The sequence below is a fragment of the Leisingera coralii genome, from assembly GCF_049056525.1.
In the GTDB taxonomy this organism is placed as follows: Bacteria; Pseudomonadota; Alphaproteobacteria; order Rhodobacterales; family Rhodobacteraceae; genus Leisingera; species Leisingera coralii.
Window position 1 is genome coordinate 23,521 of the sequence record NZ_JBHUPT010000023.1, and the last position, 26,221, is coordinate 49,741.

At 67.0% G+C, this 26,221-nt stretch carries 27 protein-coding genes and 2 riboswitches; of the genes, 3 read left to right on the forward strand and 24 right to left on the reverse strand.

Translation table 11 applies throughout. The features are described 5' to 3' along the window. Positions 1–38 precede the first annotated feature (38 nt). Entirely contained in the window at positions 39–1,580 is a 1,542-nt protein-coding gene (locus ACFMBG_RS09320; protein WP_421054426.1) for a CHAD domain-containing protein, read from the forward strand. A gap of 9 nt (positions 1,581–1,589) precedes the next feature. On the opposite strand, the gene cobF is transcribed toward ACFMBG_RS09320, so the two are convergent. From cobF to cbiE, 10 genes are all read right to left on the reverse strand, one after another. After that, positions 1,590–2,342 carry a precorrin-6A synthase (deacetylating) gene (gene cobF, locus ACFMBG_RS09325; RefSeq protein ID WP_421054427.1) on the reverse strand — a complete coding sequence of 251 codons (753 nt, stop codon included), beginning with the start codon at positions 2,340–2,342 and terminating at the stop codon, positions 1,590–1,592. A gap of 73 nt (positions 2,343–2,415) precedes the next feature. Beyond that, positions 2,416–2,919 carry a hypothetical protein gene (locus tag ACFMBG_RS09330; RefSeq protein WP_421054428.1) on the reverse strand — a complete coding sequence of 168 codons (504 nt, stop codon included), beginning with the start codon at positions 2,917–2,919 and terminating at the stop codon, positions 2,416–2,418. A gap of 66 nt (positions 2,920–2,985) precedes the next feature. After that, positions 2,986–3,684 carry a CbtA family protein gene (locus ACFMBG_RS09335; RefSeq protein ID WP_421054429.1) on the reverse strand — a complete coding sequence of 233 codons (699 nt, stop codon included), beginning with the start codon at positions 3,682–3,684 and terminating at the stop codon, positions 2,986–2,988. A 4-nt stretch (positions 3,685–3,688) separates the two neighbouring features. Continuing rightward, positions 3,689–3,859, reverse strand: a complete 171-nt coding sequence (locus ACFMBG_RS09340) for a CbtB domain-containing protein (RefSeq protein WP_421054430.1) — start codon at positions 3,857–3,859, stop codon at positions 3,689–3,691. 34 nt (positions 3,860–3,893) lie between these two features. Next, positions 3,894–4,096: riboswitch (cobalamin riboswitch) on the reverse strand. Between the two features lie 176 nt (positions 4,097–4,272). Beyond that, the gene (locus ACFMBG_RS09345; RefSeq protein WP_421054431.1) at positions 4,273–4,608 is read right to left on the reverse strand and encodes a DUF1636 family protein; all 336 of its coding nucleotides are present in this window, start codon (positions 4,606–4,608) and stop codon (positions 4,273–4,275) included. Next, positions 4,605–5,339 (reverse strand): uroporphyrinogen-III C-methyltransferase, encoded by a 735-nt coding sequence (gene cobA / locus ACFMBG_RS09350; RefSeq protein WP_421054432.1) that lies wholly within the window; start codon positions 5,337–5,339, stop codon positions 4,605–4,607. The genes ACFMBG_RS09345 and cobA overlap by 4 nt, the downstream gene beginning before the upstream one ends. Further along, positions 5,336–6,646, reverse strand: a complete 1,311-nt coding sequence (locus ACFMBG_RS09355; RefSeq protein ID WP_421054433.1) for a cobyrinic acid a,c-diamide synthase CobB — start codon at positions 6,644–6,646, stop codon at positions 5,336–5,338. The genes cobA and ACFMBG_RS09355 overlap by 4 nt, the downstream gene beginning before the upstream one ends. Positions 6,647–6,760: 114 nt before the next feature. Then, positions 6,761–7,555, reverse strand: a complete 795-nt coding sequence (gene cobM / locus ACFMBG_RS09360; RefSeq protein ID WP_421054434.1) for a precorrin-4 C(11)-methyltransferase — start codon at positions 7,553–7,555, stop codon at positions 6,761–6,763. Next, positions 7,552–7,929 carry a cobalamin biosynthesis protein gene (locus ACFMBG_RS09365; protein ID WP_421054517.1) on the reverse strand — a complete coding sequence of 126 codons (378 nt, stop codon included), beginning with the start codon at positions 7,927–7,929 and terminating at the stop codon, positions 7,552–7,554. Before ACFMBG_RS09365 ends, cobM begins: the two co-directional genes overlap by 4 nt. Beyond that, positions 7,926–9,113, reverse strand: coding sequence for a precorrin-6y C5,15-methyltransferase (decarboxylating) subunit CbiE (cbiE, locus tag ACFMBG_RS09370; RefSeq protein ID WP_421054435.1), 1,188 nt, complete (start codon positions 9,111–9,113; stop codon positions 7,926–7,928). Before cbiE ends, ACFMBG_RS09365 begins: the two co-directional genes overlap by 4 nt. On the opposite strand from cbiE, the gene ACFMBG_RS09375 reads away from it, so the two are divergent. Further along, on the forward strand, positions 9,112–9,852 hold the full coding sequence (locus tag ACFMBG_RS09375) for a cobalt-precorrin-6A reductase (RefSeq protein ID WP_421054436.1): 741 nt from the start codon (positions 9,112–9,114) through the stop codon (positions 9,850–9,852). The two genes, cbiE and ACFMBG_RS09375, sit on opposite strands and share 2 nt — an antisense overlap. Here the strand turns inward: ACFMBG_RS09375 and cobJ are convergent. From cobJ to ACFMBG_RS09410, 7 genes are all read right to left on the reverse strand, one after another. After that, positions 9,849–10,613 (reverse strand): precorrin-3B C(17)-methyltransferase, encoded by a 765-nt coding sequence (gene cobJ / locus ACFMBG_RS09380; RefSeq protein ID WP_421054437.1) that lies wholly within the window; start codon positions 10,611–10,613, stop codon positions 9,849–9,851. The two genes, ACFMBG_RS09375 and cobJ, sit on opposite strands and share 4 nt — an antisense overlap. Further along, positions 10,610–11,326 carry a precorrin-2 C(20)-methyltransferase gene (locus tag ACFMBG_RS09385; protein WP_421054438.1) on the reverse strand — a complete coding sequence of 239 codons (717 nt, stop codon included), beginning with the start codon at positions 11,324–11,326 and terminating at the stop codon, positions 10,610–10,612. Before ACFMBG_RS09385 ends, cobJ begins: the two co-directional genes overlap by 4 nt. 3 nt (positions 11,327–11,329) lie before the next feature. Beyond that, complete coding sequence (locus ACFMBG_RS09390; RefSeq protein ID WP_421054439.1) at positions 11,330–11,959, reverse strand: precorrin-8X methylmutase; 630 nt, start codon at positions 11,957–11,959, stop codon at positions 11,330–11,332. 1 nt (position 11,960) lies between these two features. Then, entirely contained in the window at positions 11,961–13,124 is a 1,164-nt protein-coding gene (gene cobG, locus ACFMBG_RS09395; protein WP_421054440.1) for a precorrin-3B synthase, read from the reverse strand. Further along, positions 13,121–16,366, reverse strand: a complete 3,246-nt coding sequence (gene cobN, locus ACFMBG_RS09400) for a cobaltochelatase subunit CobN (protein ID WP_421054441.1) — start codon at positions 16,364–16,366, stop codon at positions 13,121–13,123. Before cobN ends, cobG begins: the two co-directional genes overlap by 4 nt. A 185-nt stretch (positions 16,367–16,551) precedes the next feature. Beyond that, positions 16,552–17,586 carry a cobalamin biosynthesis protein CobW gene (gene cobW / locus ACFMBG_RS09405; RefSeq protein ID WP_421054442.1) on the reverse strand — a complete coding sequence of 345 codons (1,035 nt, stop codon included), beginning with the start codon at positions 17,584–17,586 and terminating at the stop codon, positions 16,552–16,554. A gap of 2 nt (positions 17,587–17,588) precedes the next feature. Then, a complete protein-coding gene (locus tag ACFMBG_RS09410) occupies positions 17,589–17,999 on the reverse strand; it encodes a DUF1636 family protein (protein WP_421054443.1) in 411 nt (136 codons plus the stop codon). A 97-nt stretch (positions 18,000–18,096) separates the two neighbouring features. Beyond that, positions 18,097–18,312, reverse strand: a riboswitch (cobalamin riboswitch). Between the two features lie 51 nt (positions 18,313–18,363). On the opposite strand from ACFMBG_RS09410, the gene cobO reads away from it, so the two are divergent. Continuing rightward, positions 18,364–18,999, forward strand: a complete 636-nt coding sequence (gene cobO, locus ACFMBG_RS09415) for a cob(I)yrinic acid a,c-diamide adenosyltransferase (protein ID WP_421054444.1) — start codon at positions 18,364–18,366, stop codon at positions 18,997–18,999. Positions 19,000–19,090: 91 nt separating this feature from the next. Here the strand turns inward: cobO and glpD are convergent, their stop codons facing one another. The 7 genes from glpD to ACFMBG_RS09450 all read right to left on the reverse strand — a co-directional run bounded on the left by glpD (position 19,091) and on the right by ACFMBG_RS09450 (position 25,925). Next, on the reverse strand, positions 19,091–20,668 hold the full coding sequence (gene glpD, locus ACFMBG_RS09420) for a glycerol-3-phosphate dehydrogenase (protein ID WP_421054445.1): 1,578 nt from the start codon (positions 20,666–20,668) through the stop codon (positions 19,091–19,093). Beyond that, positions 20,661–21,446: a DeoR/GlpR family DNA-binding transcription regulator gene (locus tag ACFMBG_RS09425; protein WP_421054446.1), complete on the reverse strand. Its 786-nt coding sequence runs from the start codon at positions 21,444–21,446 to the stop codon at positions 20,661–20,663. The genes glpD and ACFMBG_RS09425 overlap by 8 nt, the downstream gene beginning before the upstream one ends. 139 nt (positions 21,447–21,585) lie before the next feature. After that, positions 21,586–22,665 (reverse strand): DUF1513 domain-containing protein, encoded by a 1,080-nt coding sequence (locus tag ACFMBG_RS09430; protein ID WP_421054447.1) that lies wholly within the window; start codon positions 22,663–22,665, stop codon positions 21,586–21,588. A gap of 16 nt (positions 22,666–22,681) precedes the next feature. Continuing rightward, the gene (locus ACFMBG_RS09435; protein ID WP_421054448.1) at positions 22,682–23,677 is read right to left on the reverse strand and encodes an imelysin family protein; all 996 of its coding nucleotides are present in this window, start codon (positions 23,675–23,677) and stop codon (positions 22,682–22,684) included. After that, on the reverse strand, positions 23,677–25,239 hold the full coding sequence (locus tag ACFMBG_RS09440) for a di-heme oxidoreductase family protein (RefSeq protein ID WP_421054449.1): 1,563 nt from the start codon (positions 25,237–25,239) through the stop codon (positions 23,677–23,679). The genes ACFMBG_RS09435 and ACFMBG_RS09440 overlap by 1 nt, the downstream gene beginning before the upstream one ends. Then, positions 25,196–25,684: a bacterioferritin gene (gene bfr, locus ACFMBG_RS09445; protein ID WP_421054450.1), complete on the reverse strand. Its 489-nt coding sequence runs from the start codon at positions 25,682–25,684 to the stop codon at positions 25,196–25,198. Before bfr ends, ACFMBG_RS09440 begins: the two co-directional genes overlap by 44 nt. Then, positions 25,647–25,925 (reverse strand): (2Fe-2S)-binding protein, encoded by a 279-nt coding sequence (locus ACFMBG_RS09450; protein ID WP_421054451.1) that lies wholly within the window; start codon positions 25,923–25,925, stop codon positions 25,647–25,649. The genes bfr and ACFMBG_RS09450 overlap by 38 nt, the downstream gene beginning before the upstream one ends. Positions 25,926–26,221 lie beyond the last annotated feature (296 nt).

Consider the following 26,221-nt stretch of genomic DNA (forward strand, 5'->3'; position numbering starts at 1 on the left):
CTCCCCTATACATGCCACGCTTCCGGCCTAGGTTGATGATGGGCACAGCACGTGCGCCCGATCCGTTCTCAGGAGACCAGCCGGACCCGAGTGACATGGCCGAAGCCGTACAGCTTTTCCTACTGAAACCACCGGCGGAAAACGCGCTGAAGCTGGCGAGGTGCCGGGGCAAACTGCAATTCCGCAAGCAGAAGAAGGGGAAGTTTGCGGAATTCACCGCCTGGGACTGCTTTGACGGCTCCATCCGCTCCAGCGGCCGCCTGCTGGTGGAGCGCGGCAGGAAACTGCACCTGCTGGGGCAGGGGTATGTGCTGACCCAATCCGCCAAGCGCAAAGGCAATTTCCTGCACGACCTGCGCGCAGGGCCGGTGAAGGAGGCCTTGCGGGGTCAGTTCCCGCTGCGCCGTTTGCTGCCCGTGGCTTCGGGCAGGCTGGCCCGCAAGCGGTACTGGATCACCTGGAAACGGGCGGGCGGCGGCGCCTTGGTCCGCTGGCAATTCTCGGGCGCTTTCGGATCAGTGTCGCTGATTGACGTGCTGGCGGAGCCGGGAGCGCCGCGGGACGCCGCCGTGCAATTCCTGACCGGCCTGGGGGCCGTGCCTGCTGCTCCGGGAGATCTCTACGCGCTGCTGGCGCCGGGCCGTCCGGTATACAGGCTGAAACCGCGGGCTCCGCTGGCGCCCGCGCAGCCCGCGCTGGAAGCGGCAGCCGCGATCATCCGCTCCTGCCTTAGCGTTGCGCGGCAGAACGAGCCCGGCATCATCTCGGACCTCGATACCGAATTCCTGCACGACTACCGGATTTCCCTGCGCCGGATCCGCTCGGTGCTGAGCCTGTTCAAGGGGGTGTTCACGGCTGAGGACACCGCGCGCCTGAAACAGGCGTTCTCCGGCCTGATGGAGCCCACCGGCAGGCTGCGGGATCTGGATGTCTACCTGCTGCAGCGCGAACGGTTTTACGCGCAGGTCCCGCAGCCGCTGCATCCAGGACTGGACGCGATGTTTTCTGCCTTTGAGGCGGAACGGCAGCAGTGCCACCAGCAGCTTGCCCTGCATCTGGCCGGAGCGCGGTACAAATGGCAGATCGCGGCGCTGCAGGCGGAATTTGCCGAAGGGGCCGGGATTGCGCCGGGCCCCAAGGCCGCCCGCCCGGCCTTGGAGTTTGCGCAGCGGCTGATCTGGAAGCGCTTCAGCAAGGTCTGCCGCATCGCCGAGGGGATTACCCCTCAGACAGCGGACGCAGAGATCCACGAACTGCGCATCAGCTGCAAGAAGCTGCGCTATTTGATGGAGCTGTTCGAGCCGCTGTTTCCCGAGCGCGAGCTGAAGCTGATGCTGAAGCCTCTCAAGCGGCTGCAGAACACTTTGGGCGATTTCAACGACTGTTCCGTGCAGCAGGCGGCGCTGCTGGCCTTTGCCGCACGCCCCGCCGCCACCCGGCAGATCGCCTTGAGCGCCGGCGCGTTGATTGCCGTGCTGCACCAGAACCAGCTGGCTGCCCGGGGGCAGGTGGAGGAGCGGTTCCGCGCCTTCAACAGCCCGGAGACGCAGGCTGGCTTCCGGGAGCTGTTTCGGGCCTGAGTGCGCGGCTTACCCCCGCCGCAGAAGGTAGATATCCATGATCCAGCCATGCGCGGCCCGGGCCTCGGCGCGGGTTGCGATAATTTTGTCTGACACTTCGGTCAAGGGGCCCGCGACGGAAATCTGGTTCTCCATGCCGACATAGGCAGTCCAGTAGATTTCCACCCCCTGCGGATCGATGGACTGGAAGGAGCATTCCCCGTCCAGCATGATCACCAGCGTATCGGCACTGTCCGGCCAGCCGTTTTCGCGCAGCTGGCGGCCGGTGGTGATGGTGAAGGGCGCGCCGATTTCGTTGATCGGGATGGCATGGGCCGCAGTCAGCGCCTGGATAGAGGTTATGCCGGGGATCACCGTCAGCTTGATCTCTGCCAGCTTCTGCAGCCGCTCGGCAATCCGCATGGTGCTGTCGTAAAGCGACGGGTCGCCCCAAACCAGGAACCCGGCCTTGCCGCCCGCCGGCAGGCTGGCGGTGATATTCTGCCACCAGATCTCCGCGATGGCGTCGTGCCAGTCATCCACCCGCTTGCGGTAGCTCTTGGTGGCCTCGTCGCGCACCGGCAGGGCAAATTCCACGATCTTCGGTCCGTCGCCCTGGATCGCCCGGTTGCAGATCTCGCGCCGCAGGCCCGCCAGGTCGTCCTTGCCCGCGCCCTTGTTGGGGATCAGGATCAGATCCTGCGCATTCAGCGCCTCGATCGCCTGCAGCGTCATGTGCTGCGGGTTGCCGGTGCCGATGCCGATCAGGGAAAGCTCAATCATGACGGGGCCTTTCACAGGAAAACACGGCCCCCTATGGGGCCGCGCAATTGGTCTTGCAAGCCTGCAGTTGCGGTCAGGAGCCTTCGCCGTCCGCAGGCGCGGTCACCTTGGCCTCGACCGGCACGCCGTCCACCATCAGCTGGCTGTGGCTGTTGGTGTTGAGCGAAACCTTCACTTCCGCCCCTTCGGGCAGGGAAGGGATGTGCATCCAGCTGGCGTAAAGTCGGGCGAGTTTCTCGCCGTTCACATAGACATGCGCATGGCCTTCACCATCCACGTCTGCCGCAGAGGCGTTTTCCGGCGCAAAGCGGAAGTTCTGCGGCATCACCTGCAGGTTCCAGCCGGCCATCGGGTCCTTGTGCAGCTGGACCGCGACGCTGGGCGCATCCGGGCCTGCAGCCAGGCTGACCGCCTGGGAGTGGTCGTGGGCTGCCATTTCGCCATGATCGCCGCCGTGGTGCGCCAGGTCGCCGTGGTCATGGCCGTCAAAGGTCACGCCATTGCCGGCCGCAATCACAAAGCCGGCGCCGCCGCCGAACACCAGGCCGATGGCGAAAAGAGCGAGAGAGCGGGACATATCGGTATCCTCAGAAAAAGAATGTCCCCGCCGGTCGGGGCCGGCGGGGAACTCTGCAAGGGTGGATCAGGCTGCAGCTTCTTCGCGCTTGCCTTCGGCCTGCCAGAAGTAGCCGGCAAAGGCACCCAGCAGCACCCAGGCAGCCATGCCGATGCCAAAGGCCCGGGCGGCAAACAGCGCACCGATCTCGGTCGGCACCGGACCCGAGAAGCTCTCCGGCTCAGGTGCGCCGACGATATGCGGAGCCATCAGCAAGAGCGCCGCGACAAGGCAGCTCACCAGGTTGCCGCCAAAGGCAATCAGCCACATGGCCACGCCGGCAGCCGCCACGGTGATGGTCCACCAGACCTGGCGCGCGCCCACGTCGGCAGCGGCAACACCCGGCACTTCCGGCGCCAGCGACAGGCCGGGCGCGAAGTGGAAGGTGATGAACCCCGCCAGGCCCCACAGCAGGCCGGTGCGCGCGTTGATCTCATGGCCCTGGCGCTCGGCCACCGACATCAGCGCTGCCATCACCAGCGCATAGCCGGTGTAGGTCAGCATGGTGAAGATGATGCTCAGGCCATCGCGCATCGGCTCAGCGAACATGCCGGGCAGGTCGGGATGGGCAGTTACCGGGTCAGCGCCGAAATGCACCAGGTCGCCGCCCTCATAGAGTTCGGCGTGGAGCAGCACGGGCTGCACGAAATACAGCTGCAGCAGGGCGGTAATCAGCCCTGCTGCAGCACCAGCGAACAGGCCGCTGGTCAGAATGCGACTGAACATGGCCTTAGTGGCAGGGGAAGCCAGTTGCGTGGCGCACGTCATGCGCGGCGTCGTGCAGGGCAGATGCCTGAACATGGCCGGTCAGCGTGATGATCCCCAGCCCCAGAACCACTGCAAACAGTGCCGGAAGAACACTGGAGCCAGCGGCGGAAGCCTTAAGCGTCTTGGTCGTCATTTGTCGTCCTCCTTACCGTCACACCCGACGGCATAAGTTGCGTTCCCATACGGCCGGTCTCCTGACTCGCGGGTCGCTGCTGCCTTCCTCCTTCCCGGCTTGCGCCAGTGGCTAGTGGAAGGCCGCTCGCCGCTCACAGTCGCGGGGGCGGTTGAGGCTTCGGTGCCGCGATTTGGTCCACCGTCCTCATTCCCGTTTCAGTCCCGATGCTTAGGCACCATCAGACACCGTATCATTTTGTAATGCCCCGCGCGGCTGAGTCTGGTCAAGGAAGAATGCGCCAAGTTTGCGCCCTTCAGCGGCATGCGGGTTCGGAAATGCGTGTCAGCAGGGGGCGGCCAGGGAGGCCGGAAAATTCAGATTTTCCGGCCAAAATTCCGCGCCGGAATTTTCCCCCGCCCGCCGCAGGCGGATCACGCCAGATCAGCCGGAATGCGGGCAATCGCCTTGAACCGCAAATTGCCCAGCGGCCTTGCATCGGCAAAATTGCCGTCGGTGCTGGCTTGGTACATGCGCAGAAAGGTCAACAGGTCCGGCAGATCCTCTGCGGTGATCTCCCCGAACAGATAGGCGGTCTTGCCGCTCTGGCGCACCGCCAGCGTCTGCGGCCGCTTGCAGCCGGACATGCAGTCCACCTGCTGCAGCCGCGCCTTCACCCCGGCCGTCTCCAGCGCCGCGGCAACCTGCCCGGGCAGGGCAGGGTCCGCGTCGCGGCAGGTGCGGCACAGGGTGAGGGTGGGCAGGCTCATTCGCCGGGCAGGTCCTGATCCGCCAGCGGCCCGTAAAGGATCAGCACCGGCGCCTTGGTCTCCATCGCGCGCAGCACCGCGGGCAGCTCGCCCACGTTGTGGCAGAACAGTTTCTGCTCCGGCGTGGAGACGCCAAGCGCCACCAGCGCGTGGGTCTCCGCAGGCAGGCCTGCCTCCATCAGCTTCTCCGCCAGCGCGGCAAAGGTGCTCTTGCCCATGTAGACCACGGTGGTGGCGTGCGGGTCGGCGAGCGCCGCCATGTTCAGATCATCCGGCAGGCCGCCAGTCACGTCATGGCCGGTGATGAACTGCAGCCGCCGCGCAGTCAGCCGCCGGGTCAGCGGGATATTCGCCGCCGCTGCCGCCGCCGAGGCCGCGGTGACACCCGGCACGATCTCGAACCCGATGCCCGCCTCGCGCAGTGCCGTCATCTCTTCCTCCAGCCGTCCGAAGACGCCGGAATCGCCGGACTTCAGCCGCACCACATTGAGGCCGGAGGATGCGTAGTCGACCAGCAGCTGGCTCACATGGTCCTGCTTAGGGGAGGGGCGGCCAGCGCGTTTGCCCACACCCACCAGATCAGCATCGGCGCGCGCGTGGCTCAGGATCGGCCCGGACGAGAGGTCATCGAACAGGATCGCATCCGCCGCCTCCAGCCGCTTCACCGCCTTGACGGTAAGCAGTTCCGGATCGCCCGGACCGGAGGAGACGAAGCTCACAAAACCGCTCATGCGCGTTCTCCCGTGATCAGGTGGAAGAAGGTGCCGGTCACATTGCCCTTGATGGAGCCGGTCTCCGGCACCGGGTTGCCGTCGGCGTCCATGACATTGGCCAGCGGCGCGTCGGGCTCTTCCAGAATGGTGGAATAGTGGAATTCATGGCCGCGCAGGGCGGTGCCAGCTTCAAATCCCGGCATCCCCGCCTGCAGGACCGCGCGGCGGTAGCCGAGGTGGAACTTGCGCTTCTCGTAAGAGGTCACAAGGCCCAAGAGACCCAGCATCCGGTGCCGGTTGCCTTCCTTGTCGATCAGCGCCTCGCCCAGGGCCATGTAGCCGCCGCATTCGCCATGCACCGGTTTGGTCTCCGCGTGCTTTTGCACGCCTGCGCGGAAGGTCTCCGCCGCCGCCAGCGTGCCGCCATGCAGCTCCGGGTAGCCGCCGGGCAGCCAGACCAGATCGGCATCCGCCGCCGGGGCCTCATCCGCCAGCGGCGAGAACGGCAGGATCTCTGCGCCCGCCGTGCGCCAGCCTTCCAGCAGATGCGGGTAGGTGAAGGAGAACGCCGCATCGCGCGCCAGCGCAATCCGCTGGGCGGGCGGCTCCGGCAGGCTGGCCGGCGCGGGCGCCTGGCCGGCCAGGGCCGCGGCCTTGATTGCCTCCAGATCCACATGCTCGCGCAAAAACGCGGCATAACCTGCAATCGCGGCTTCCAGATCCGGATGTTCCACCGCTTGGATCAGGCCCAGATGCCGCTCCGGCAGGGTCAGGTCACCGCGGCGGGGCAGGGAGCCCAGCACCTTGATGCCTGCCTTCTCCATACCGAGGCGCGTCAGCCGCTCATGCCGCGGGCTGGCGACACGGTTCAGGATCACGCCGGCAAAGGGCAGCTCCGGGTCGTAATTCTTGAACCCCAGTGCGGTGGCCGCCGCCGACTGCGCCTGGCCGCCCACATCGACAACCAGCACCACCGGCCAGCCCATCCGCTTGGCAGTCTCGGCAGAGGAGCCGAAGCCCGACTGCCCGCGCGTTGCCACGCCGTCGTAAAGGCCCATCGAGCCTTCGCCGACGCAGATTTCCGCGCCTGCCGACTGGGCGGTGACCGCATCCAGAAGTCCGCCATCCATCGCCCAGGTGTCGAGGTTGAAACTGGGCCGCTTCGCCGCTGCCAAGTGGAAGGCGGGGTCGATATAATCCGGCCCGCTCTTGTAGGGCTGCACGGTGAGGCCGTCCTCGGCCAGCGCCCGCAGCAGGCCCAGCATTACGGTGGTCTTGCCGGTGCCCGAAGAGGGTGCCGAGATCATCAGTCCGGGAGGGTTCATTGCGCGTTCTCCTCATATTCCGCCCGGGCCGCTTGCGGCTCGGGCCGCACCCGCCCGCCCCCCGGGCGGGTGCGTTCGCACCCCCCTCGGGCAGGCGCGGCCCTGGTGTACTTCTCAATCATCCCCGTGGCTCCAGCTCGACCACGGGCTGTCGGCGCTCTGCGGCCGGTAGCGGCGGTCGTAGTCGGTGGAGTAAAGGCAGCTTTCGTCGAAGCCCTCGCCCTTCAGCACCGGCCCCACCAGGATCAGCGCGGTGCGGGAGATCTTCTCGTCCAGCGATGCCTTCAGGGTGTCCAGGGTGGCCCGGATGATCTGCTGGTCCGGCCAGCTGGCGCGGTAGACCACCGCCACCGGGCAATCGCCGCCGTAATGCGGCGTCAGGCTGTCGACCACATGGTCCAGATTGCCGATCGACAGGTGGATCGCCAGCGTGGTGCCGGTTTTGGCAAAGTTCTCCAGCGACTCGCCTGCAGGCATCGAAGACGCGCGGCCAGGGGTCCGCGTCAGCACCACCGACTGGCCGAGGCCGGGCAGGGTCAGCTCGGTTCCCAGCGCCGCAGCTGCAGCAGCAAAGGACGGCACACCGGGGGTGACGCTTACGGGAATGCCCTCGGCCTTCAGGCGGCGGATCTGCTCGCCCATCGCGGACCACACCGACAGGTCGCCCGAGTGCAGCCGCGCCACATCCTGGCCCGCCTCATGCGCCGCCTTGATCTCAGCCACGATGGCATCCAGGTCCATCGCCGCGGTGTTCACGATCTTCGCGTCCTCGGGGCAGTGGCTCAGGATTTCCTCCGGCACCAGCGAACCGGCATACAGGCACACCGGGCAGGACGCGATGATGTCGCGCCCGCGCAGGGTCAGAAGGTCGGCAGCGCCCGGTCCGGCGCCAATGAAGTGAACGGTCATGGCTCAAGTCTTTCTGCTATGGCCGCGGTGGCAAGCCCATCCGCGGTGACAACTCTGGGGGCGAGAAGGCGCGCGCTGGCGCCCGGTGCCCCTTTGCGCGCCCCGGCCAGCGCCGCGGCTTCCGCCAGCGACCCGGTGCCGAACCGCGCCTTGATCCGGGGCGAGCAGGTGAGGGTCTGCTCCCCGGCAATATCCTGTTCCTGCAGCGCAATCACCGGCAGCCCGGCGGCGCGCGCAAATTCCTGCATGGCAGGGGCTGCGGCCTTTCCGGCCACGGACGCCAGCGCGTCCACATGCTCGCCCGTCAGCGCCAGCGCGGCTTGCAGGTCGGCTGCCGTTGCAGCGCTGCGAAATCCGAGGCCCGCCACCTTCATCGCGTGACGCTCCACTGGATCACGGGCCGCGCCCGGCGCCAGTCGCGCATCGACCCTAGCGGACCGGCCTCGGCAATCTCGGCCTTCAAGAGATGCCCGCCGCGCGCGGCATGAGCCTGCATCAGCAGGGTCTCGGTCTCCAGCGTGACGCCATTGGCAACCAGCCGGGTGCCCTCGGGCAGGATTTCCCACAAGTGGTCCAGCAGCTCTTGCGAGCCGCCGCCGCCGATGAATACGCAATCGGGCAGGGGCTGCCCCTCCAGCACCTGCGGGGCCTTGCCCAGCACCGCGGTCATCCGGTGATCCAGCCCGAAGGCGGCCGCGTTGGCGCGGATGTTCTCCAGCCGGCTCTCGCGCGGCTCGAACGTGATCGCCCGCGCGCCGCGGGCCGCCAGGCACCACTCCACCGAGACCGAGCCGGAACCGCCGCCGATGTCCCACAGCAGCTCACCCGCGCGCGGTGCCAAAGCCGACAGGGTCAGCGCCCGGATCGGCCGCTTGGTGATCTGCCCGTCGCTGGCAAAAAGATCATCCGCCAGCCCGGCCGCCTGCGGCAGGCCCTTGTGGCCCGCGGCCTCGACCGCCACGGCAACAGGCGCCTGAATGTCCTGCAGATCAAACCCTTCGGCAGTGGCAGAACGCACCCGTTGGCGCGGCCCGCCCAGGCATTCCATCACCGTGAGCTGCGAGGCGCCAAAGCCCTCAGCGGTCAGCCACTCCGCCAGCTCCGCCGGCGCTGCGCCATCCCGCATGGTGCATATTACGCGCGTGCCGTTTCCAAGCAGAGGGCGCAAGCGCGCATAGGGTGCCGCGTGCAGGCCGAGGCACAGCACCTCTTCCAGCTTCCAGGCCAGATGGTTGGCCGCCAGCGCAAATGTGGACGGAACCGGGTAAGAGACCCACTCGCCATCCTCCAGATGCCGCGCCAGCGAGCCTCCGGCGCCATGCCAGAACGGATCGCCCGAGGCCAGGACGGCGACCTTGCGCCCGCGCATCTCCAGCACCGGCCCGATGGAGAACGGCACCGGCCAGGGCTGGCCCTTGGCCGCTGCACCCGCCAGCTCCAGATGCCGCGGGCCGCCGATTACGACCTCGGCCTCCGCCAGCGCCTTCCGGCTTGCATCGCTTAAGGAATCCAGTCCATTTTCGCCCAGACCGATTATCGTAAGCCACGGATCAAACATGACACGCATCCTTCTCCTGGGCGGCACCACCGAAGCCTCGACGCTCGCCAAGACCCTGGCCGGGGCGGGCATGGATGCGGTGTTTTCCTACGCGGGCCGCACGGCCAAGCCCGTCAGCCAGCCGCTGCCCACCCGCGTTGGCGGCTTTGGCGGCGTGGAAGGGCTTGCGGAATATCTGAACACCGAAGGCATCACCCATGTGGTCGATGCAACCCACCCGTTCGCCGCCCAGATGAGCACCAACGCGGTGCACGCCTGCGAAGCGGCGGGTGTGCCGCTCTGCGCCTTTGAACGCCCGGCCTGGCAGGCGGGGGAGGGCGACCAATGGGTTCACGCGGACAGCATCGAAGGCGCGGTAAACGCTCTGCCTAAGGCCCCCGCCCGGGTGTTCCTGGCGATCGGCAAGCAGAACCTTGCACAGTTCGCCGCCAAGCCTCATCACCACTACCTGCTGCGGCTGGTAGACGCGCCGGAGGCGGACTTGCCGCTGCCGCACACTACGGTCGAGATCGCCCGCGGGCCGTTTGACGTCGCGGGCGACACCGCGCTGATGCAGCGCCATGGCATCACCCATGTGGTGGCCAAGAACGCAGGCGGCGCGGGCGCCGCGGCCAAACTCACTGCCGCACGTGAGCTGAGCCTGCCGGTCATCATGATCGGCAGACCCGAGGTGCCCGAGCGCCCCGTCATGGGCAGCGTGGCAGAGGTTATGGCCTGGCTGTCCCATCCCCCGGCTTAGGCCTCGGCTGCGTAGCGCGGGGTGTAGACGAAGTTGCCGACGCGCCGGGTGTCGCGGTTGCCGACAATCACCACGGTGCGCATGTCGGCCATCTCGGGCGTGGCCTCCTTCAGCGGCACCGTCAGCAGTTCCTGCCCGGGCTTGGTCACGTCGCGGGCAAAGGTGATCAGTGTATCTTCGCCGCAGGCCTCGCGCAGGATGTCCAGCGCGCGGGCAAACTGATGCGGCCGCGACTTGGAGCGCGGGTTGTAGAACGCCATCGCCAGACCTGCCTCGCCGACCAGCTGCAGGCGCTTTTCAATGAGGCTCCAGGGCTTCAGGTTGTCGCTGAGGTTGATGGCCGCAAAATCATGCCCCAGCGGCGCGCCGATGGCGGCAGCGGCGGCGAGCATCGCGGTGATGCCGGGCAGCACCTTGATGTCCAGATCCAGCCAATCGGGGTGGCTTTCCGCGTTGTTCTCCAGCGCCTCGAACACGGCGGAGGCCATCGCGAACACGCCCGGATCACCGGAGGAGACAACGACCACGCGTTTGCCCTCGGCGGCCATCTCCAGCGCATGGGCGGCGCGGTCGACCTCGACGCGGTTGTCGGTGGCGTGCAGGGTCAGCCCCTCGCGCGGCTCGATGCGTTTGACGTAAGGGATATAGCCAACGATATCAGTGGCTTCCCCGATGGCGTCGCGCACTTCCTGCGTCACCAGCGCCTCGTTGCCCGGGCCAAGCCCCGCAATCACCACCCAGCCGTTTTGCGATAGTTTCATGGCCGGCGCCCCTGTCCGTGAACCAATACGATGGAGAAGTAAGGCACCTCGCCCTCGATCTCCGAGAGCTTCTGCACGGTTTGCCCCGGCATGGTGCCGCGCTCGACCAGCCAGGCGTCGTCCGCGCGGCCCGCACGCTCCAGCGCGCGGCGCAGCTTGGGCAGGTTGCGGCCGATCTTCATCACCACCAGCGCGTCCGTTTCAGCGGCGCGCTTGGCCAGTTCATCCTCGCTGAGGGTGGCCATCGCCACGGTCAGCACATCGTCCCCCCAGGTAATCGGCTGGCCGGAGGCGGTCCAGCAGCCGGACATGCCGGTGATGCCGGGCACGATCTCCTGCTCGGCGCGGCCCTGCAGGCGGGTGTAGAGGTGCATGTAGGAGCCATAGAGGAACGGGTCGCCCTCGCACAGCACCACCACGTCTTCACCCTTGGCAATCTCGGCAAGGGTGTCGGCCCACTGGTCGTAGAATTCCGCCAGCACCCGGTTGTACTCGGGGTCCGAGAAATGGATCTCAGTCGTCACCGGATATTCCATTGCGTGTTCGGTGACGCCGTCTGCCAGCATGCCTTCGACAATGGCGCGGGCCTGGCCCTGGCGGCCGGCCTTGCGGAAATAGGCGATGTGGCGTGCGCCAGAGATCAGCCGGTGCGAGCGGACGCTCATCAGGTCGGGATCACCGGGGCCAAGCCCTGCGCAGATGACTTTGCCCATGGGTTACTCTTTCCAGCTTGCCAGCGCGTTCACCGCAGCGACGGTGATGGCGGAGCCGCCGAGACGGCCCTTCACGATCATCGACGGCTCTGGCAGGTCCTCCATCAGCGCGTCCTTGGATTCCATCGCACCGACAAAACCCACCGGGCAGCCGATGATGGCGGCGGGGCGGGGGCAGTCCGGGTCCTTCAGCATGTTCAGCAGGTGGAACAGCGCAGTGGGCGCATTGCCGATGGCAACCACGGCGCCTTCCAGTTTCGGGCGCCACAGCTCCAGCGCGGCGGCGGAGCGGGTGTTGGACATTTCCTTGGCCAGTTCCGGCACCTTGGGGTCGCGCAGGGTGCAGATCACCTCGTTGTCCGCAGGCAGGCGCGGGCGGGTGATGCCTTCGGAAACCATGTAGGCGTCGCACAGGATCGGCGCGCCCTTGGCCAGCGCGGCGCGGGCGGTTTCGGCCATGCCCTCGGAGAAGCGCACGTGCTCTTCCAGCCCGACCATGCCGGCGGCGTGGATCATGCGGACGACGACGCTCTCCTCGTCCTTGTTGAAGCGCGCCAGATCGGCTTCGCGGCGGATGGTGGCAAAGCTTTCGGCGTAGATCGCGGCGCCGTCGGTTTCATAGGTGTGGAGCATGTCAGCTGCCCTCTGTCAGAAGTTCGGGAGCGGCGCGCAACGCGCCGCCGCTCAGGTGGGTCTTTAGCGGCTGATCCGCGGCAGTGCCATTGCGGATCAGGGAGAATTCATCATTGCCGGTGGCGGTCAGGGTGAGCGGCGCGGGGCCCGGGCAGGCGCAGCCCTTGGCGCAGCCGGAAACATGCAGCTTTGTCCCTGCGGGGACGTGGGCCGCCAAGTCCCGCGCCAGATCGCGGGTGGAGGAAAGCGCCTGCAGGCAGCCGGGCGCGCCGGTGCACGCGACCACTTGCAGGCGCGGATCCGTTGCATCCAGGATCAGGCCGGGCAGGGGCGGGAGAGCGGCGGCACCTTCGACCAGCAGCATCCGCCAGGGGGTGAGGCGGATCGGCCCGTGGTCTGCCAGCTTTGCCAGCGTGGCGGCGGGCATCTGGCCGAATTCCAAAGCGGCGAGTGTCCCCGCGGGGACAGTGCCTGGTTTTGCGGTGAAGCCCGCCTTTGCCATCGGTGCCGTGTTCGCCGGCGGCGGCCCGCGGCGCGCGATGAGACGGTGCATCCTGCCGCGCCCTTCGGGCGCGCCGCCCTGGTCGAGGAACCAGCGCGCCAGGGCCAGGGCTTCGGGAACGGCGGATTCACGTGTGACGGGCAGGCCGGTTTCTGCACCGTCTGCGCGCAGGATCAGACCATCGTTTGTGCGCTCGACGCGGATATCGGCGGCAATGTCTTGCAGCACGGGTTCCGCGCCGCAGTCGACGGCAAAGCCGAACTTCCCGGGCAAGGGGAGGTCAGTCGCCGCGGTCAGAGCGGCGCTCAGGTCCATGGCTATGGCGTGGGTATCGTCGCCCTCGGCCCAGAACGGGGCGAGCAGGACATTGCGGCGGGCTTCGGCGCTGGCGTCCTTGTCGATCAGGCCGAGATCGCGCAAGGCTTCGATCAGCTCTCCATGCGCCTCTTCGCGGATGCCGCGCATCTGCAGGTTGGCGCGAGCGGAGATATCCAGCAGGCCGTTGCCGAAGTCCTGCGAAAGTCTTGCCACACCGCGCGCCTGGGTAACCGACAGTTTACCCAGCGGTGCGCGCACGCGCACCACCAGCCCGTCGCCGGACATCATCGGGCGCAGCGCGCCGGGGCACCAGCCGTAGACCTTGGGTTCAGGGGTGCCGCTCATGCCGCGCCCTCCAGCTCAGCCATGATCGAGTTGCGGCGGGTGCTCCAGAGGCCGGCATCGAACAGCGCCCGGAAGCGGTCGCGCATGGCGGCGAGCGCCTCGGGGTTTTCGCGCTCCATGAACGCCACCAGGTCATCGCGGCCCAGGGTGGCCTCGAAGTAGAGGTCGAAGAGGTGCGGCTGCACCACCTGCGCCAGATGCGCGAAGGCGGCCATGTGGTCGAGGGTGGCGGCAATCTCCGCCGCGCCGCGGAAGCCGTGGTTCATCATCGAGGTGGCCCAGTCCGGGTTGGCGGCGCGGGCGCGGGTGACGCGGGCGATTTCCTCGCCCAGAGAGCGCGCCTGCGGTTTGTCGGGGCGGGTGGCGTCGAGGTGGTAGAGCGCCGGCGCCGTCTGGCCGATGCGGGCCATGGCGGCGGCAAAGCCGGCCTCATGCGCGGCATAGTCGGAAGCGATCAGCAGGTCGGTTTCCGGCAGGTCCTGCAGATGCACGAAGCTGTCGGCGCCCTGCAGGCGGGTTTCCAGCGCCTCGCGGGCGTCGGTGATCGCGCCCTTGGCGTCGATTGCGTGGGAGGAGGCGTTGAGCCAGGCCTCGCCCGCCGCCTGCCGCGCCGCGTCCGTGTAGTTGTCCAGATGCGGGTTCATCGAGAGGCCGTACTGGCCCGGCTTGGGGCCGAAAACGCGCGGGGTCTCGGTGAGATAGGGGTTGTCGGCCTGGGATTCCTCGCGGCCCGCCAGTGCGGCGGCGGCGGTCTCGAACATCTGGGCAAGGCCGGGGAAGACGTCGCGGAACAGGCCGGAGACGCGCAGGGTCACATCGATGCGCGGGCGGTTCAGCATCGACAGCGGCAGCACCTCAAACCCGGAGACACGCTCGGAGCCTTCGTCCCATTTGGGCGCCAGCCCTGCGAGGTGCAGCGCCATGGCAAACTCCTCACCCGCGGTGCGCATGGTGGCGGAGCCCCAGAGGTCGATTACCAGGCCCTTGGGCCAGTCGCCGTGGTCCTGAAGGTGGCGGCGCAGCAGCTCTTCCGCCAGCTTGACCCCTTGCTCATGCGCCGCCCGCGACGGCACCGCCCGTGGATCGGTGGTAAAGAGATTGCGGCCCGTCGGGATCACATCGGCGCGGCCGCGGAACGGCGAGCCGGAGGGGCCGGGAGTGACGATTTTCCCGTCCAGCGCGGCGATCAGCCCGGCGCGTTCCTCCGCCCCGCATTGGCCGGTGCCGAAGATGTGCAGGCCCTCGCCGTACTGGCTTTCCTTGATGTCGCAGACAAAGGCGTCGATGCGGGTGATTGCCTCGGCGGGGGAGGTGTCCGGCGTCAGGCCAAGGTCGGCCTCCACACCGGTTCCCTGCGCCTCAGCGCGGATGTCGCCGATCAGCCGGTCGCGGCGGGCGGGATCAAGGCCGTCGGCGGTGGAGTATTCATCCAGCAGGCTTTCGAGCCGCGCCATGCCCTCGGGCAGGTTTGTCTGCGCCAGCGGAGGGGGCAGGTGGCCGATGGTGACGGCACCGATGCGGCGCTTGGCCTGGGCGGCCTCGCCTGGGTCGTTGACGATGAAGGGGTAGGCGACCGGCAGCGGACCGGTCAGCACTTCGGGCCAGCAGGCGCCGGAGAGCGCCACGGCCTTGCCCGGCAGCCACTCCAGCGTGCCGTGGGCGCCGATGTGGACGAGGGCGTCGGTTTGGCCGCGCAGCCACAGGTAAAAGGCCACATAGGCGTGGCGCGGGGTGCGGTCGAGGTCGTGGTAGTCATCGACGCGGGTTTTCACCTCGCCGCGTTCGGGCTGCAGCGCGACCAGGGCGTTGCCAGCACGCAAGGCCTTGAAATGAAAGGCGCCGTCGCGGCAGTCTGCGTCTTCTTCCGGGGTTCCCCAGGCCTCGGCCAGGGTGTCCTGCAAGTCTTGCGGCAGGGTGGCGAGGGCCTGGCGGTAGTCCTCCAGCGGGACGCTCAGGGTCTCTTCCATCAGCCGCAGGCCGGTGTTTTCGAGCGCTTCGACGGCGTAGCCCTGGGCGGAGAGTTCGCGCAGGATTTCGTCGCAGGAAGCAAGCGCGTCGAGGCCGACGGCATGGGCGAGGTTGTGGTCGCGGCCGGGATAGGTGGAGAGGATCAGGGCGAGGCGTTTCTCGGCATTCGGCAGCTTGGCGAGGCGCAGCCAGCCCTCGACGCGGTCCACGGCAGCCTTGATGCGGTCCGCGTCGGCGCGGTGGGCGAAGCGGGAGTACTGCAGGTCCGGGTCTTTCTTGCCCGGCGATTTGAAGCTGACGACGCCTGCGAAAATGCGGCCGTCAACCTCGGGCAGGACGACGTGCATGGCGAGGTCGGCGGGCGACAGCCCGCGGTCGGCCTCACGCCAGTCTTTCTTGCGGGCGGTGGAGAGGGCGACCTGGAACACCGGGCAGCCGGTGACGGAGAGCGGCGAGGCGCTGCCGTCTGTTCCTTGAGCGGAAAAGGCGGTGGCGTTGATGATCGCGGCAGGGTTCAGCCCGGGCAGCTTTTCGCGCAGCCAGCCTGCGGCGGCGGGGGACTTGAGGCTGGCGGCAAAGGCGCCATAGGCCGCGTAGCCGCGGGCGCGCAGCTCTTCGATCAGCGCATCGACCGGGGCGGTGTCGGCAGCGGTGAGGTAGGAGCGGTAGAAGCTCACCAGCACCAGCGGTTTATCCTGCGGCGGCAGGTCGGCCAGAACGCCCTTGGCCGGGTCATAGAAGCCGTGTTCGGGAGTGGTTTTGAGGCCGATCACGGGTCCTGCGTAGAGACCAGCGGCGAGCGACAGCTGGGCGAGGGCGGCCTGGGCCGCCACCGCACCGCCGGCGTCGCACAGGGATTGCAGGCGGCGCAGGGTGGAGACGGGCAGGGTCGAGAGCTCATCCAGCCGCGCGTCCTCGCGCCCGTCGGCGGGCAGGATGGCAAGCGCGATCCCCTTGCGCCGGGCGAGGTCCTGCAGGGTGGCCAGGCCGTACGACCAGTAGCTTTCGCCGCCGATCAGGCGGACCAGGACGCCCTTGGCGCCCTCCAGCGTCTGTTCCGCGTAGACATCGACCGACAGCGGGTGCTTGAGCGCCACCAGGTTGGCGAGGCGCAGGGAGGGCAGCTTGCCGTCTGCCCGGTGCCAGCCTGCTGCAAAGGCGCCGAGATCGCTGTCGGAGAAGGACAGCACCACAAGGTCCGCGGGCGTCTGCCCGAGGTCCTGCGGGGTATCGGTCTCTTCAAGGCCGTGGCTTTCGCGGAAGACGACGTGCATGGGTCAGGCCTTTGTATTCTGGTAAGCAATGGGCGCTCTGAGGGCTGCGCCCGAGCCTGGGAGGGTGCGAATGCGCCCTCCCATTTTGCCGGAGGCAAACCTTTGGTTTGACGGGAGGGTCGGGCGCAGCCCGGCCTGCGGCCGGGCACTGTCATCTGAATTGATGCGCCAGACCGGCATCAGCTTCAGGCCCCCAGCTCGGCGCGGATGGCCTGTTCGTCGATGTCGTCATGCTCGGCAATGACCACCAGGGCGGTCTTGCGCGGCTGCGCGCCCCAGGGCTGATCGTATTGGGCGCGCAGGCGCTCGCCCACGGCCTGAACCAGCATCCGCATCGGTTTCCCCTCCACCGCGACATAGCCTTTGACGCGCAGGATGTTGCGCTCGCGGGCGAGTTTCACGATGGCATTCTGCAGCGCTTCCGGGTCGGAGACTTCGCCCATTTCGACAACGATGCTTTCAAAATCGTCATGCTCGTGGTCGTGGTGGCCGTCGTGATGGCTGGGGCGGGCCTCCAGATCGTCCTCGGCAGCGGCGCCCAGGCCCAGGATGATGCGCGGGTCGATGACGCCTTCGCTCATCGGCAGGATCGGCAGCTTGCGCGGCGCCTCGGCCTCGATCACCGCGCGGGCCTTCTCGACGCCTGCGTCGCCGGCCAGGTCGGCCTTGGACAGAAGCACGATGTCGGCGCAGGAGATCTGATCCTCGAACACTTCGGACAGCGGGGTCTCGTGGTCGAGGCTCTCATCCGCTTCGCGCTGGGCCTGCACGGCGTCCAGGTCAGGGGCGAACTGGCCCTTGGCGACGGCTTCGGCATCGGCCAGCGCAATCACGCCGTCAACGGTGATGCGGGAGCGGATCGCGGGCCAGTCGAAGGCCTTGAGCAGCGGCTTGGGCAGGGCCAGGCCGGAGGTTTCGATCACGATGTGATCGGGTTTTTCCGGCAGGTTCATCAGCTGCTCGATGGTGGGGATGAAGTCATCCGCAACGGTGCAGCAGATGCAGCCGTTGGCCAGCTCCATGATGTTCTCCGCCGGGCAGTTTTCATCCGCGCAGGACTTCAGGATGTCGCCGTCGACGCCGGCGGTGCCGAACTCGTTCACCACCACGGCCAGGCGCTTGCCCTGCGGGTTCTGCATCAGGTGGCGGATCAGGGTGGTTTTCCCTGCGCCCAGGAAGCCGGTGATTACAGTGACGGGGATCTTGTTGAGGTCGCTCATGTTTACTCCTCGGAGAAGAACTTGGCCGGCGGGATGCGGGCAACGGATTGCTTGCGGAAGGTTTGCGGGCGTTCGCGCCAGGGCACCACGCCGTCGGCGGTGGCGGCGTAAGCCGCGGCGCCTTCCAGGATTTCGGGGACATGCTGGTCCGGGTCGAGGTCGCCGTAGACATAGGTCCAGCGCTCCTCGCCGCCGACCAGCGCAACGGCGCAGCCGCGCTTGCAGGAGGACAGGCATTCGACACCGCGCAGACGCACGCCTTCGGGCATTCCGGCCTCTTCCAATGCGGCGTGCAGGATGGCGCCGGGGCGGGCGGCCTCCGGGTCGGCGCCCTCGCGGCGGCAGGTGAGGCAAACGGTCAGCGTGACCGCTCCCGGGGTGCTGGCAGCTTTGCCTGCCATATCGTCAGCCATCGGCGCGTCTCCTGTCGCGGCAGGGCGTGCGGGATGGCCAGAAAGGGGCCGCCTCGAACCAGCCCCTCACCCGGTTGCAGAACACCCCGTCTGCCCGTTGATCTCGTCGTCGCTGGCAGGTCTCCCGGCTTGCGGATGCCAAGGCGTTTGCCTTGCCGGCCATCCTGCCTTCCCGGGGTTTTCCCAGTGGCATGGCGGCCTCATCCGGTCACGGTCGCGGGGGCGGCTGTGCTTCGGGTCTCCAACGAAAATTGGCGGCCTTCACATTCCCTCTTCGCCTGCTTTCGCAGGAACCAGCGAAACCCCCTTGCGCTATCGCGCCCTTCTTTGTCAAGACATGGGGTCAAACAGCTGGAGAGCCCCCATGAGCGAAAAGTCTGAAACCGGCATCTCAGAGGAAGAAGCCGCCCGTCATGCCTCCAAGATGGCCAAGAAGAAGGCCGCGCGCGACAGGATGATGAAGACCAAGGAGGGCGAGAAGGGCCTGATCATCGTCCACACCGGGCCGGGCAAGGGCAAATCCTCGTCGGGCTTCGGCATGATCATGCGCTGCATCGCCCACAAGATGCCCTGCGCCGTGGTGCAGTTCATCAAGGGCGCCTGGCAGACCGGCGAGCGGACGCTGATTGAGGAGAACTTCAGCGATCTCTGCCAGTTCTATGCGATGGGCGAGGGCTTTACCTGGGAGACACAGGACAAGGCCCGCGACATTGCCGCGGCGCAGAAGGGCTGGGAGAAGGCCAAGGAGATGATCCTGGACGAGCGCAACACCATGGTGCTGCTCGACGAGATCAACATCGCGCTGCGCTATGAGTACCTGGACCTGGAGGAGGTGCTGGAGTTCCTGGTGGAGCACAAGCCGCCGATGACGCATGTGGTGCTGACAGGGCGCAATGCCAAGGAAGAGCTGATCGAGATCGCCGATCTGGTGACCGAGATGGGCCAGATCAAGCACCCGTTCCGCGCCGGGGTGAAAGCGCAGAAGGGCGTCGAGTTTTAAGCTGAGGGCGTAGCCTGCCTGGGTAGGCGCGAATGCGCCTGCCGGGGGGGCAGGCAGGCGCAGCCCGGCGGTGCCGCCGGGCAAAACACTTTTATGCGGCGAGCTGTGCAGCCTTGCCTTGGATGTAGGTATCCACCGCTGCGCGCTGGGTCTCATCCAGCCGCAGGCCCAGCTTGGTGCGCCGCCACAGGTAATCGTCGCCTGCGCGCACCCATTCGCGGGCAATCGCCCAGTCGAGCTCTTGCGCGGTGATGGTGGCGCCAAAGTCCTGGCCCAGATCGCCTGCGGTTTTGGCGTCTCCCAGCACCTCCCAGGCCTCGGTGCCGTAGGCGCGGATCATCCGGCCCGCCCAATAGGGAGTCAGGAACCGATAGTCCGCGGCCAGCTTGGACGTCAGCTTTGCCACATCCTCCACCGGGAAATCGCCGCCGGGCAGGGCCACGCCTGCGGTCCAGCCGGCGGGCAGCTGCGGGAACACCTCTCCGATCTTTGCCAGCGCCGCCTCGGCCAGCTTGCGGTAGGTGGTGATCTTGCCGCCAAAGACATTGAGCAGCGGCGCCTGGGCCTGATCCAGCGTCAGCACGTATTCGCGGGTGGCCGCGGTGGCGGAGCTGGCGCCGTCGTCATAGAGCGGACGCACGCCGGAGTAGGTCCAGACGATATCCTCGCGCGTCACCGGCTTTTCGAAGTATTCCGATGCAAAGGCCACCAGATAGTCCTGCTCGGCTTCGGTGCAGACCGGTGCGGTGTCCGGGTCCGGGTGGTCGGCGTCGGTGGTGCCGATCAGGGTGAAGTCCTGCTCATAAGGAATGGCAAAGATGATCCGCCCGTCGGTGCCCTGGAAGAAATAGCAGCGGCCGTGGTCGAACAGTTTCGGCACCACGATATGGCTGCCGCGCACCAGGCGGACGTTCTCGCGGCTGTTCTGGCCCAGCTTCTGATGCAGCACGTCGGCAACCCACGGCCCGCCCGCGTTGACCAGCATCTTGGCGCGGTGCGCCTGTTCCTCGCCGGTGGCGTGGTCCCTGGTGCGGATCACCCAGTGGTCGGCCTTGCGTTCTGCGGACAGCACTTCTGTCCGGGTCAGGATACTGGCACCGCGGGCCATCGCGTCGCGGGCGTTCAGCATTACCAGGCGGGCGTCCTCGATCCAGCAGTCGGAGTATTCGAACGCCGTTCTGAATTTGTCTTTCAGCGGGCGGCCCGCCGGGTCGCTTGTCAGGTCCAGCTTGGCGGTGCCGGGCAGGATGCCGCGTTTGCCAAGGCTGTCGTACAGGAACAGCCCCAGCCGGATCAGCCAGGCCGGGCGGCGGCCCTTCATCCAGGGCATGAAGGCGGTCAGCAGCTTGGACGTTGGCGTCTCGCTGTCAAACCGCATGTCCTTGTGAAACGGCAGCACAAAGCGCATCGGCCAGGAGATATGCGGCATCGCTTTCAGCAGCACCTCCCGCTCGATCAGGGCCTCGCGGACCAGGCGGAACTCGAAATACTCCAGATAGCGCAGGCCGCCGTGGAACAGCTTGGTCGAGGCCGACGAGGTGGCGGAGGCGAGGTCGTGCATCTCTGCCAGTGTCACCGACAACCCGCGGCCGGCGGCGTCGCGGGCGATGCCGCAGCCGTTGATGCCGCCGCCGATGATGAAAAGGTCCGTTACAGGGGTGTCAGTCATTTTCGCTGCTTTCGTTTTGTCCTGCGGTCAGGATGCGGGTTCCGGCGGCACGGGCGGCCTCAGCAAATTCTGCGGGCACGGGGCGGTCGGTGATCACCACGTCCAGATCGGCGATGTTGCAGATCCGCACCGGGGCGGAGCGGTCGAACTTGCTGCCGTCGCAGACCAGCACCTTTTGCCGCGCGTTCTTGAGGATGGCGCGGGCGACGGAGACCTCGCGGGCGTCGTGGTCCATCACCGCGCCGTCGGCATCCAGCGCCGAGGCGCCGATGATCGCAAAATCCACCTTGTAGCGGGAGATGAATTCGACCGCGTCCTCGCCGACGATGGCGCCGTCGCTTTGCCGCACGGTGCCGCCGGCCAGGATCAGTTCCTTGGCCTGGCCGCCCATCATCATGCTGATAATGTTGATGTTGTTGGAAATCACCGTCAGTCCGCGATGACCCGAAAGGGCGCGGGCCACCTGCTCGGTGGAGGTGCCGATGTTGAGGGTGAGGGAGCAATTGTCGGGGATCAGTTCAGCGGCGGCCGCCGCCATCACCTGCTTGCCGTTTGCGTTCAGCTTGCGCCGGTCGGCGTAATCCTGGCTGGCCGCGGAGCTGAGCCGCACCGCGCCGCCATGCACGCGGGACAGCGCGCCGCGGGCGGAAAGGTCGCGCAGGTCCGCCCGTACCGTCTGCAACGAGACGCCAAAGCGCTGGGAGAGATCCTCGACCTCGACCCGGTCCTGCTGGTTCAGCAGGGCGATGATTTCGTTCTGACGGCTGGAGGCATCCATTTGCTTTCCTTTCGCTGCGATTCTCTAGCGTATTGCGCGCGGAGAGTCACGGTATGTTTTCGTTTTGATTTCGTTGGGCGTAAACACGAAAAAGGCGCGCCGTTGCGGGCGCGCCTTTGCAGGTGTGGATGCGGTAGGCTCAGGCGAGCGGGATCAGGTGGTTGTCCCAGGCGAGGCCGGCCCGGTGCAGCGGCTGTTTGCCGGAGGCGGTGACTGCAAAGAACCGGCCTGTTCCGGTGCTGGCGGTGAAGCCGCCGGGCGCGAGGGCGAGGCCGCAGACATCCGGCATCCGGTATTCCTGCACAAGGTCGCCGCTGGCGGTGTCCATCAGCTGCAGCACGCCGCCGCGCGGGGAGGTGACGCCCACGATTGCACCGTCCGGGGAAAACGCGATGGAGCCGCCGTAGCCGTTGAGGTTCAGCACCCGCGGGTCGCCTTCCGCCATCAGCCTTGGGGTGCTCCCCGGTTTGTGGAGGCCTACGATTGGAACCAGCTCTGCCGCGTCCCCTTGCCACTGCATCGCAAACCCCACCGTGCCATCGGCGCGCATGGCGAGGTGGCGGATCGAGTTGAGATGCAGTTCCTGCGGCAGTTCCATCTGGTCCTGCAGCGTGCCGTCAAAGCGCAAGTAGCTGAGGTTCGGGCGCATGTCGGGCAGGTTCAGCTTGGCGCGGCCGCTGTCGGGGTGGGTTTCGATCCCGCCGTTGGCCACCACCAGCCCCGGCGCGTCCCGGCGCAGCAGCATATCGTGCGGGCCGATGCCGCCGGAGGAGAAAGCGCTGATGCGGCTGTAACCGCTCGTGGCGTCCCAGACGCCGATCACGCCGCGGGCGTTCTCGAAATCGTTTTCGGTGGTGAACAGGCGGCGGCCGTCCGGAGAGAAGGTGCCGTGGCCATAGAAGTGATGGCCTGCGGGCGGCTGCAGCCGCGCGATGGCGGTGCCTGTCCGGCAGTCGATCACATCGGCAAAGCGGCCCGGGCGCCGGGCAAAGGCAACGGCCTCCGGCCGGACCGGGTGCGCGGCAGCAGCATGGCCGCGGCCGGGCAGCGGGTGGCGGAAGAGGATTTTGCCTTCACGTGTGAGGCCCGCGAGGAAGAAGCCGCCGCCAGCATCTTTGCCCGCCGACAGGAAAGCTGGGCTGCCAGCGCTGGCCCAGGTGGCTTGCGGAGCGAGGCCCGTGGCCAGCAGCCCGGCCAGAAATCCGCGGCGGCAGGTCATGCCGTGTCCCTTTCCCTTAGTCGCCGTCGAGCGCGTTGAAGCCGGCCGCGACGCCCAGGGCGGGGCCGAGGTCTTCGCTTATCAGAGCGCGCAGGTCCTTGATCTCCTGGCGCAGCGACTCGATGCGGAAGCGGCTGGCGGGATCCGCCACACCGGCGAACACCGGATCGTCGAGGGACTCGGCCTTGGCACGCGCCTTGGCAAAGCCCCCAGTGATCTTGGCCTGCAGGTCCTCATTGCCGCCCGCAAGCGCCACTGCCAGCGGCTCCAGCGCGGTCAGCGACACCAGCACATGGCGCAGACTGCGGCCGGAGCGGCGGGCCTCGGCGCGGTTGGGGCGGGGTTTGTCAAACGTGCCCAGCGGACGGCCCAGGCGCATGTCGTCCATCACCTGCAGGCCGGTGGTCAGAGCCTTGAACAGTTCCTGGGTGATCTCGTCTTCGCTCTGATAGCGGCTGCCCGGCGCGCGCAGTTCGGCGGCGTAGTTTTGCTTCCAATCGGCGCTGATGGCTTGGGTGGTGGCCGCGATGTCTGCACTGATGGCGCGGGTCAGGGCGCAGCGGTAGTCTGCGCTGCCGGCGGTGGAGAGCTGCGGGTCATAGAGCAGGTATTCCAGCGCGTAGAAGCCGCGGGCAGCGATGGAGTAGCTGGCGAATTTGGCGGGGTCAGCGACGCCGGGGTCTTCGCTGCGGATCAGGTTGCCAAGCGCCTTGGGTGTCTTGCCGCGGCTGTCAGGCCAGAAGGCCAACGCGAAGGCGCGGCTGTCTGTTTCAGTCGGGCCAAAGCGGTAATGGCTGGCGGCGATCCAGGCGTCGAAGGCCTCCCCGTAAGCCGTGCGCAGGGGGTCGGATTGCCCTTCACAGTCTGCCTGCGCCGCCTCGGCGAGGGACTGGCTGTCCTGCGCCAGGTCCTCAAACGCCGGGAGGATCAGCTGATCGGTGATGCTGCCGGACATCTCCGATGCCGCGGCGGGGGCGGCGGCAACGGCAAAGATCAGGGCAAGGGCGCGCATCAGAGGCTCTCCAGGAAGGAAATCAGCGCGGCGCGGTCCTGCGGCGGCAGCTTCACGACGCGGGCCTTGGCGGCCTCCGCTTCGCCGCCGTGCCACAGGATGGCCTCCAGCAGGGTGCGGGCGCGGCCGTCGTGCAGGAAGGTGGCGCGGGGCGAGACCTGCTGGGTGAGGCCGATCCCCCACAACGGCGCGGTGCGCCATTCGCGGCCCGTGGCGCGGGCCTCGGGGCGGTGGTCGGCGAGGCCTTCGCCCATGTCGTGCAGCAACAGGTCGGAATAGGGCCAGATCAGCTGGAAGCTCTGCTCCGGGCGGTCCTGCAGCCGGTGGGTCACGTATTTCGGCACATGGCAGTCGGTGCAGCCGCTGTCATAGAACACCTGCTTGCCGCGCAGCACCCGGGGATCGCCGGTGCCCCGGCGGGCTGGCACGCCCAGATTGCGGCTGTAGAAGGTGACCAGATCCATGTTGGGCTGGTCGATCTCGGTTTCACGGGAATCATCTCCGCCATGCGGCGCGGTTTGGCAGGCAGTTTGGAGATCCGTGCATTCACCGGCATGGGCCGGGAACAGCGGGGTGGAGATGCCGATGTCGCCGGAGAAGGCCCCGGCAGACTGCTGGTGGACAGTCGGGGCGCCGGCCTTGAGACCGAAGCGGCCCAGCATGATGCGGTTGAACTCCGGCGACCAAACCAGATTGGCACGGCCGGAAATGCCGTCGCCGTTGGCGTCCTCCTCATCCGCGTGGGTGAGGATGTCCGCGGCAGGGATCGCTTCCAGCAGCCCGAGGCCGATCATCGGCGGCGCAACGCGGGGGCTGAGCATGGCGCCGCCGGCCAGCGGGCCGTAACCGAGGTTTGCGGCGGTGTAGCTTGGGCGGCGCAGGGTGGCGGTCTCGCCGCCGTTCAAGGCGATCTCGAATTCCTCGTACTCCACCTGCAGCTTGTATTCCGGGGCGATGCCGGGGGCGGAGAAATCCTGCAGCTGGCTGCCGTAGTTCGGGTCGGGCGCGGTGCCGATGTAGTCGCTGACCTGCTGCAGCTCCGGCGGCACCGGGCCGGGGACAGAGACGCGCAGGAACATGGTCGTTGAACTGTAATCCGGCTGCTCCGGCACATGGCCGCGGCCGTCCTTCAGGTGGCAGCGCTGGCAGGAGCGGGCGTTGTAGAGCGGGCCGAGCCCGTCGGACGCCTTGGTGGAGGCAGGCGAAAACACCCAGATCTTCTTGAACAGCCCGTTGCCGAGCTTGAATTCCAGCTCCTGCTCGAAGCTGAGATTGGCGGAGTGCTGGGAAAACGCCTCGTCATCTGTCCGGGCGCGCACCGTGGCGGCACCTGCGGGCAGGTCCTCGTATGGTTCAGGTGCGGAGAAATCCGTGGCGGGGGCCGTGACGGCGCCGATCCGGGCGCGTTCGGCATCCGTGCGGGGAAGGGGGGAGAGGTGCGGGTCTGCCTGGTACCGGCTGGCCAGGTCCAGCGCCGCAAGGGGAGTGGCCGCCGCAAGCGCGGCAGCCAGGGCAATGTTAGTCTTCAACCTCTGCCATCTTGGTGGCGTTGAGCTGGGCATAGTTTTCGGCACCGATCCGGTCATGCAGTTCAAGCTGCGTTTCGAGGAAATCGATATGGCCTTCTTCGTCCGCCATCAGCTCTTCAAACAGCTTTTGTGAAACATAGTCGCCCGCCTTGTTGCAGGCGTCGCGGGCTTCCTTGTAGAGCTCACGGGCATCCACTTCGGCGGCAAGGTCGCATTCGAGAGTTTCTTTCGGGGTCTGTCCGATCCGCAGCGGGTCGAGTTTCTGCAGGTTCGGGTGGCCGCCGAGGAACAAAATCCTTTCAATCAATTTATCCGCGTGCTCCATCTCCTCGATGGATTCCTCGCGGCTTTTCTTGGCCATGCTGCCCAGGCCCCAATCTTCCTGCATCCGGTAGTGCAGCCAGTACTGGCTGACTGCCGTCAGCTCATGGCGCAGCGCTTTATTGAGATAGTCGATAACCTTGGCGTTGCCCTTCATTACTTTTCTCCCGAATTGATGCTGCGCGTAAATTCGTAAGCTGCGCAGGTACTTCCAGCTTACTGCTGGAACGCATCGTGTCGAGGAAAAGCGGCATGCAGCCGCCGCAGTCAGCGGCTTTCCCCAGGGCGTGATAGATCTTGCCAGGGGTGATAATCGTTTCCGGATCGGCATTTCGCATCCAGTCGATGGCGGCGCGGATGTCGTAGTCCGATATGTTCGTGCAGTGGCAAACGATCATGCTGCTTGCGTCCTTGCCCGGTGGCGCGAAAGGCCAAGTGATTCCGTTGGGAAATATATCTGACAGATTTGCTGGGGTTTCAAGGGTTAACCAGAGTAAAATGCTTGGGATTGCAGCGTGAGGCGGCAACTCGCCTGAAAAAGAGGGGACGCAAGCTGCGGCCCCGAGTGTGGTGCTGTTCAGGGGATGCCCGGCCTCGGCGAGGGAAAGCTCTGGCGTTAAGCGGGATGGGCAGGTTCACACCTGGCACGGTGCTTTTGGTGCCGGCCTTGCCGGCGCGGCCCGGGACGCCGAAA

Bases quoted from the DNA above. Each gene is read 5' to 3' on its own strand.
- ACFMBG_RS09430 (WP_421054447.1), bottom strand. From the start codon at position 22,665: ATGACCTGCCGCCGCGGATTTCTGGCCGGGCTGCTGGCCACGGGCCTC.
- cobM (WP_421054434.1), bottom strand. From the start codon at position 7,555: ATGACCGTTCACTTCATTGGCGCCGGACCGGGCGCTGCCGACCTTCTG.
- ACFMBG_RS09365 (WP_421054517.1), bottom strand. From the start codon at position 7,929: ATGAAGGTGGCGGGCCTCGGATTTCGCAGCGCTGCAACGGCAGCCGAC.
- bfr (WP_421054450.1), bottom strand. From the start codon at position 25,684: ATGAAGGGCAACGCCAAGGTTATCGACTATCTCAATAAAGCGCTGCGC.
- cbiE (WP_421054435.1), bottom strand. From the start codon at position 9,113: ATGTTTGATCCGTGGCTTACGATAATCGGTCTGGGCGAAAATGGACTG.
- ACFMBG_RS09440 (WP_421054449.1), bottom strand. From the start codon at position 25,239: ATGCCCAGCTCAACGCCACCAAGATGGCAGAGGTTGAAGACTAACATT.
- ACFMBG_RS09345 (WP_421054431.1), bottom strand. From the start codon at position 4,608: ATGAGCCTGCCCACCCTCACCCTGTGCCGCACCTGCCGCGACGCGGAC.
- cobJ (WP_421054437.1), bottom strand. From the start codon at position 10,613: ATGAAACTATCGCAAAACGGCTGGGTGGTGATTGCGGGGCTTGGCCCG.
- ACFMBG_RS09410 (WP_421054443.1), bottom strand. From the start codon at position 17,999: ATGGCTGACGATATGGCAGGCAAAGCTGCCAGCACCCCGGGAGCGGTC.
- cobO (WP_421054444.1), top strand. From the start codon at position 18,364: ATGAGCGAAAAGTCTGAAACCGGCATCTCAGAGGAAGAAGCCGCCCGT.
- cobW (WP_421054442.1), bottom strand. From the start codon at position 17,586: ATGAGCGACCTCAACAAGATCCCCGTCACTGTAATCACCGGCTTCCTG.
- cobN (WP_421054441.1), bottom strand. From the start codon at position 16,366: ATGCACGTCGTCTTCCGCGAAAGCCACGGCCTTGAAGAGACCGATACC.
- glpD (WP_421054445.1), bottom strand. From the start codon at position 20,668: ATGACTGACACCCCTGTAACGGACCTTTTCATCATCGGCGGCGGCATC.
- ACFMBG_RS09355 (WP_421054433.1), bottom strand. From the start codon at position 6,646: ATGAACCCTCCCGGACTGATGATCTCGGCACCCTCTTCGGGCACCGGC.
- cobF (WP_421054427.1), bottom strand. From the start codon at position 2,342: ATGATTGAGCTTTCCCTGATCGGCATCGGCACCGGCAACCCGCAGCAC.
- ACFMBG_RS09320 (WP_421054426.1), top strand. From the start codon at position 39: ATGGGCACAGCACGTGCGCCCGATCCGTTCTCAGGAGACCAGCCGGAC.
- ACFMBG_RS09340 (WP_421054430.1), bottom strand. From the start codon at position 3,859: ATGACGACCAAGACGCTTAAGGCTTCCGCCGCTGGCTCCAGTGTTCTT.
- ACFMBG_RS09450 (WP_421054451.1), bottom strand. From the start codon at position 25,925: ATGATCGTTTGCCACTGCACGAACATATCGGACTACGACATCCGCGCC.
- ACFMBG_RS09335 (WP_421054429.1), bottom strand. From the start codon at position 3,684: ATGTTCAGTCGCATTCTGACCAGCGGCCTGTTCGCTGGTGCTGCAGCA.
- cobA (WP_421054432.1), bottom strand. From the start codon at position 5,339: ATGAGCGGTTTTGTGAGCTTCGTCTCCTCCGGTCCGGGCGATCCGGAA.
- cobG (WP_421054440.1), bottom strand. From the start codon at position 13,124: ATGAGCGGCACCCCTGAACCCAAGGTCTACGGCTGGTGCCCCGGCGCG.
- ACFMBG_RS09435 (WP_421054448.1), bottom strand. From the start codon at position 23,677: ATGCGCGCCCTTGCCCTGATCTTTGCCGTTGCCGCCGCCCCCGCCGCG.
- ACFMBG_RS09330 (WP_421054428.1), bottom strand. From the start codon at position 2,919: ATGTCCCGCTCTCTCGCTCTTTTCGCCATCGGCCTGGTGTTCGGCGGC.
- ACFMBG_RS09390 (WP_421054439.1), bottom strand. From the start codon at position 11,959: ATGCTCCACACCTATGAAACCGACGGCGCCGCGATCTACGCCGAAAGC.
- ACFMBG_RS09425 (WP_421054446.1), bottom strand. From the start codon at position 21,446: ATGGATGCCTCCAGCCGTCAGAACGAAATCATCGCCCTGCTGAACCAG.
- ACFMBG_RS09375 (WP_421054436.1), top strand. From the start codon at position 9,112: ATGACACGCATCCTTCTCCTGGGCGGCACCACCGAAGCCTCGACGCTC.
- ACFMBG_RS09385 (WP_421054438.1), bottom strand. From the start codon at position 11,326: ATGGGCAAAGTCATCTGCGCAGGGCTTGGCCCCGGTGATCCCGACCTG.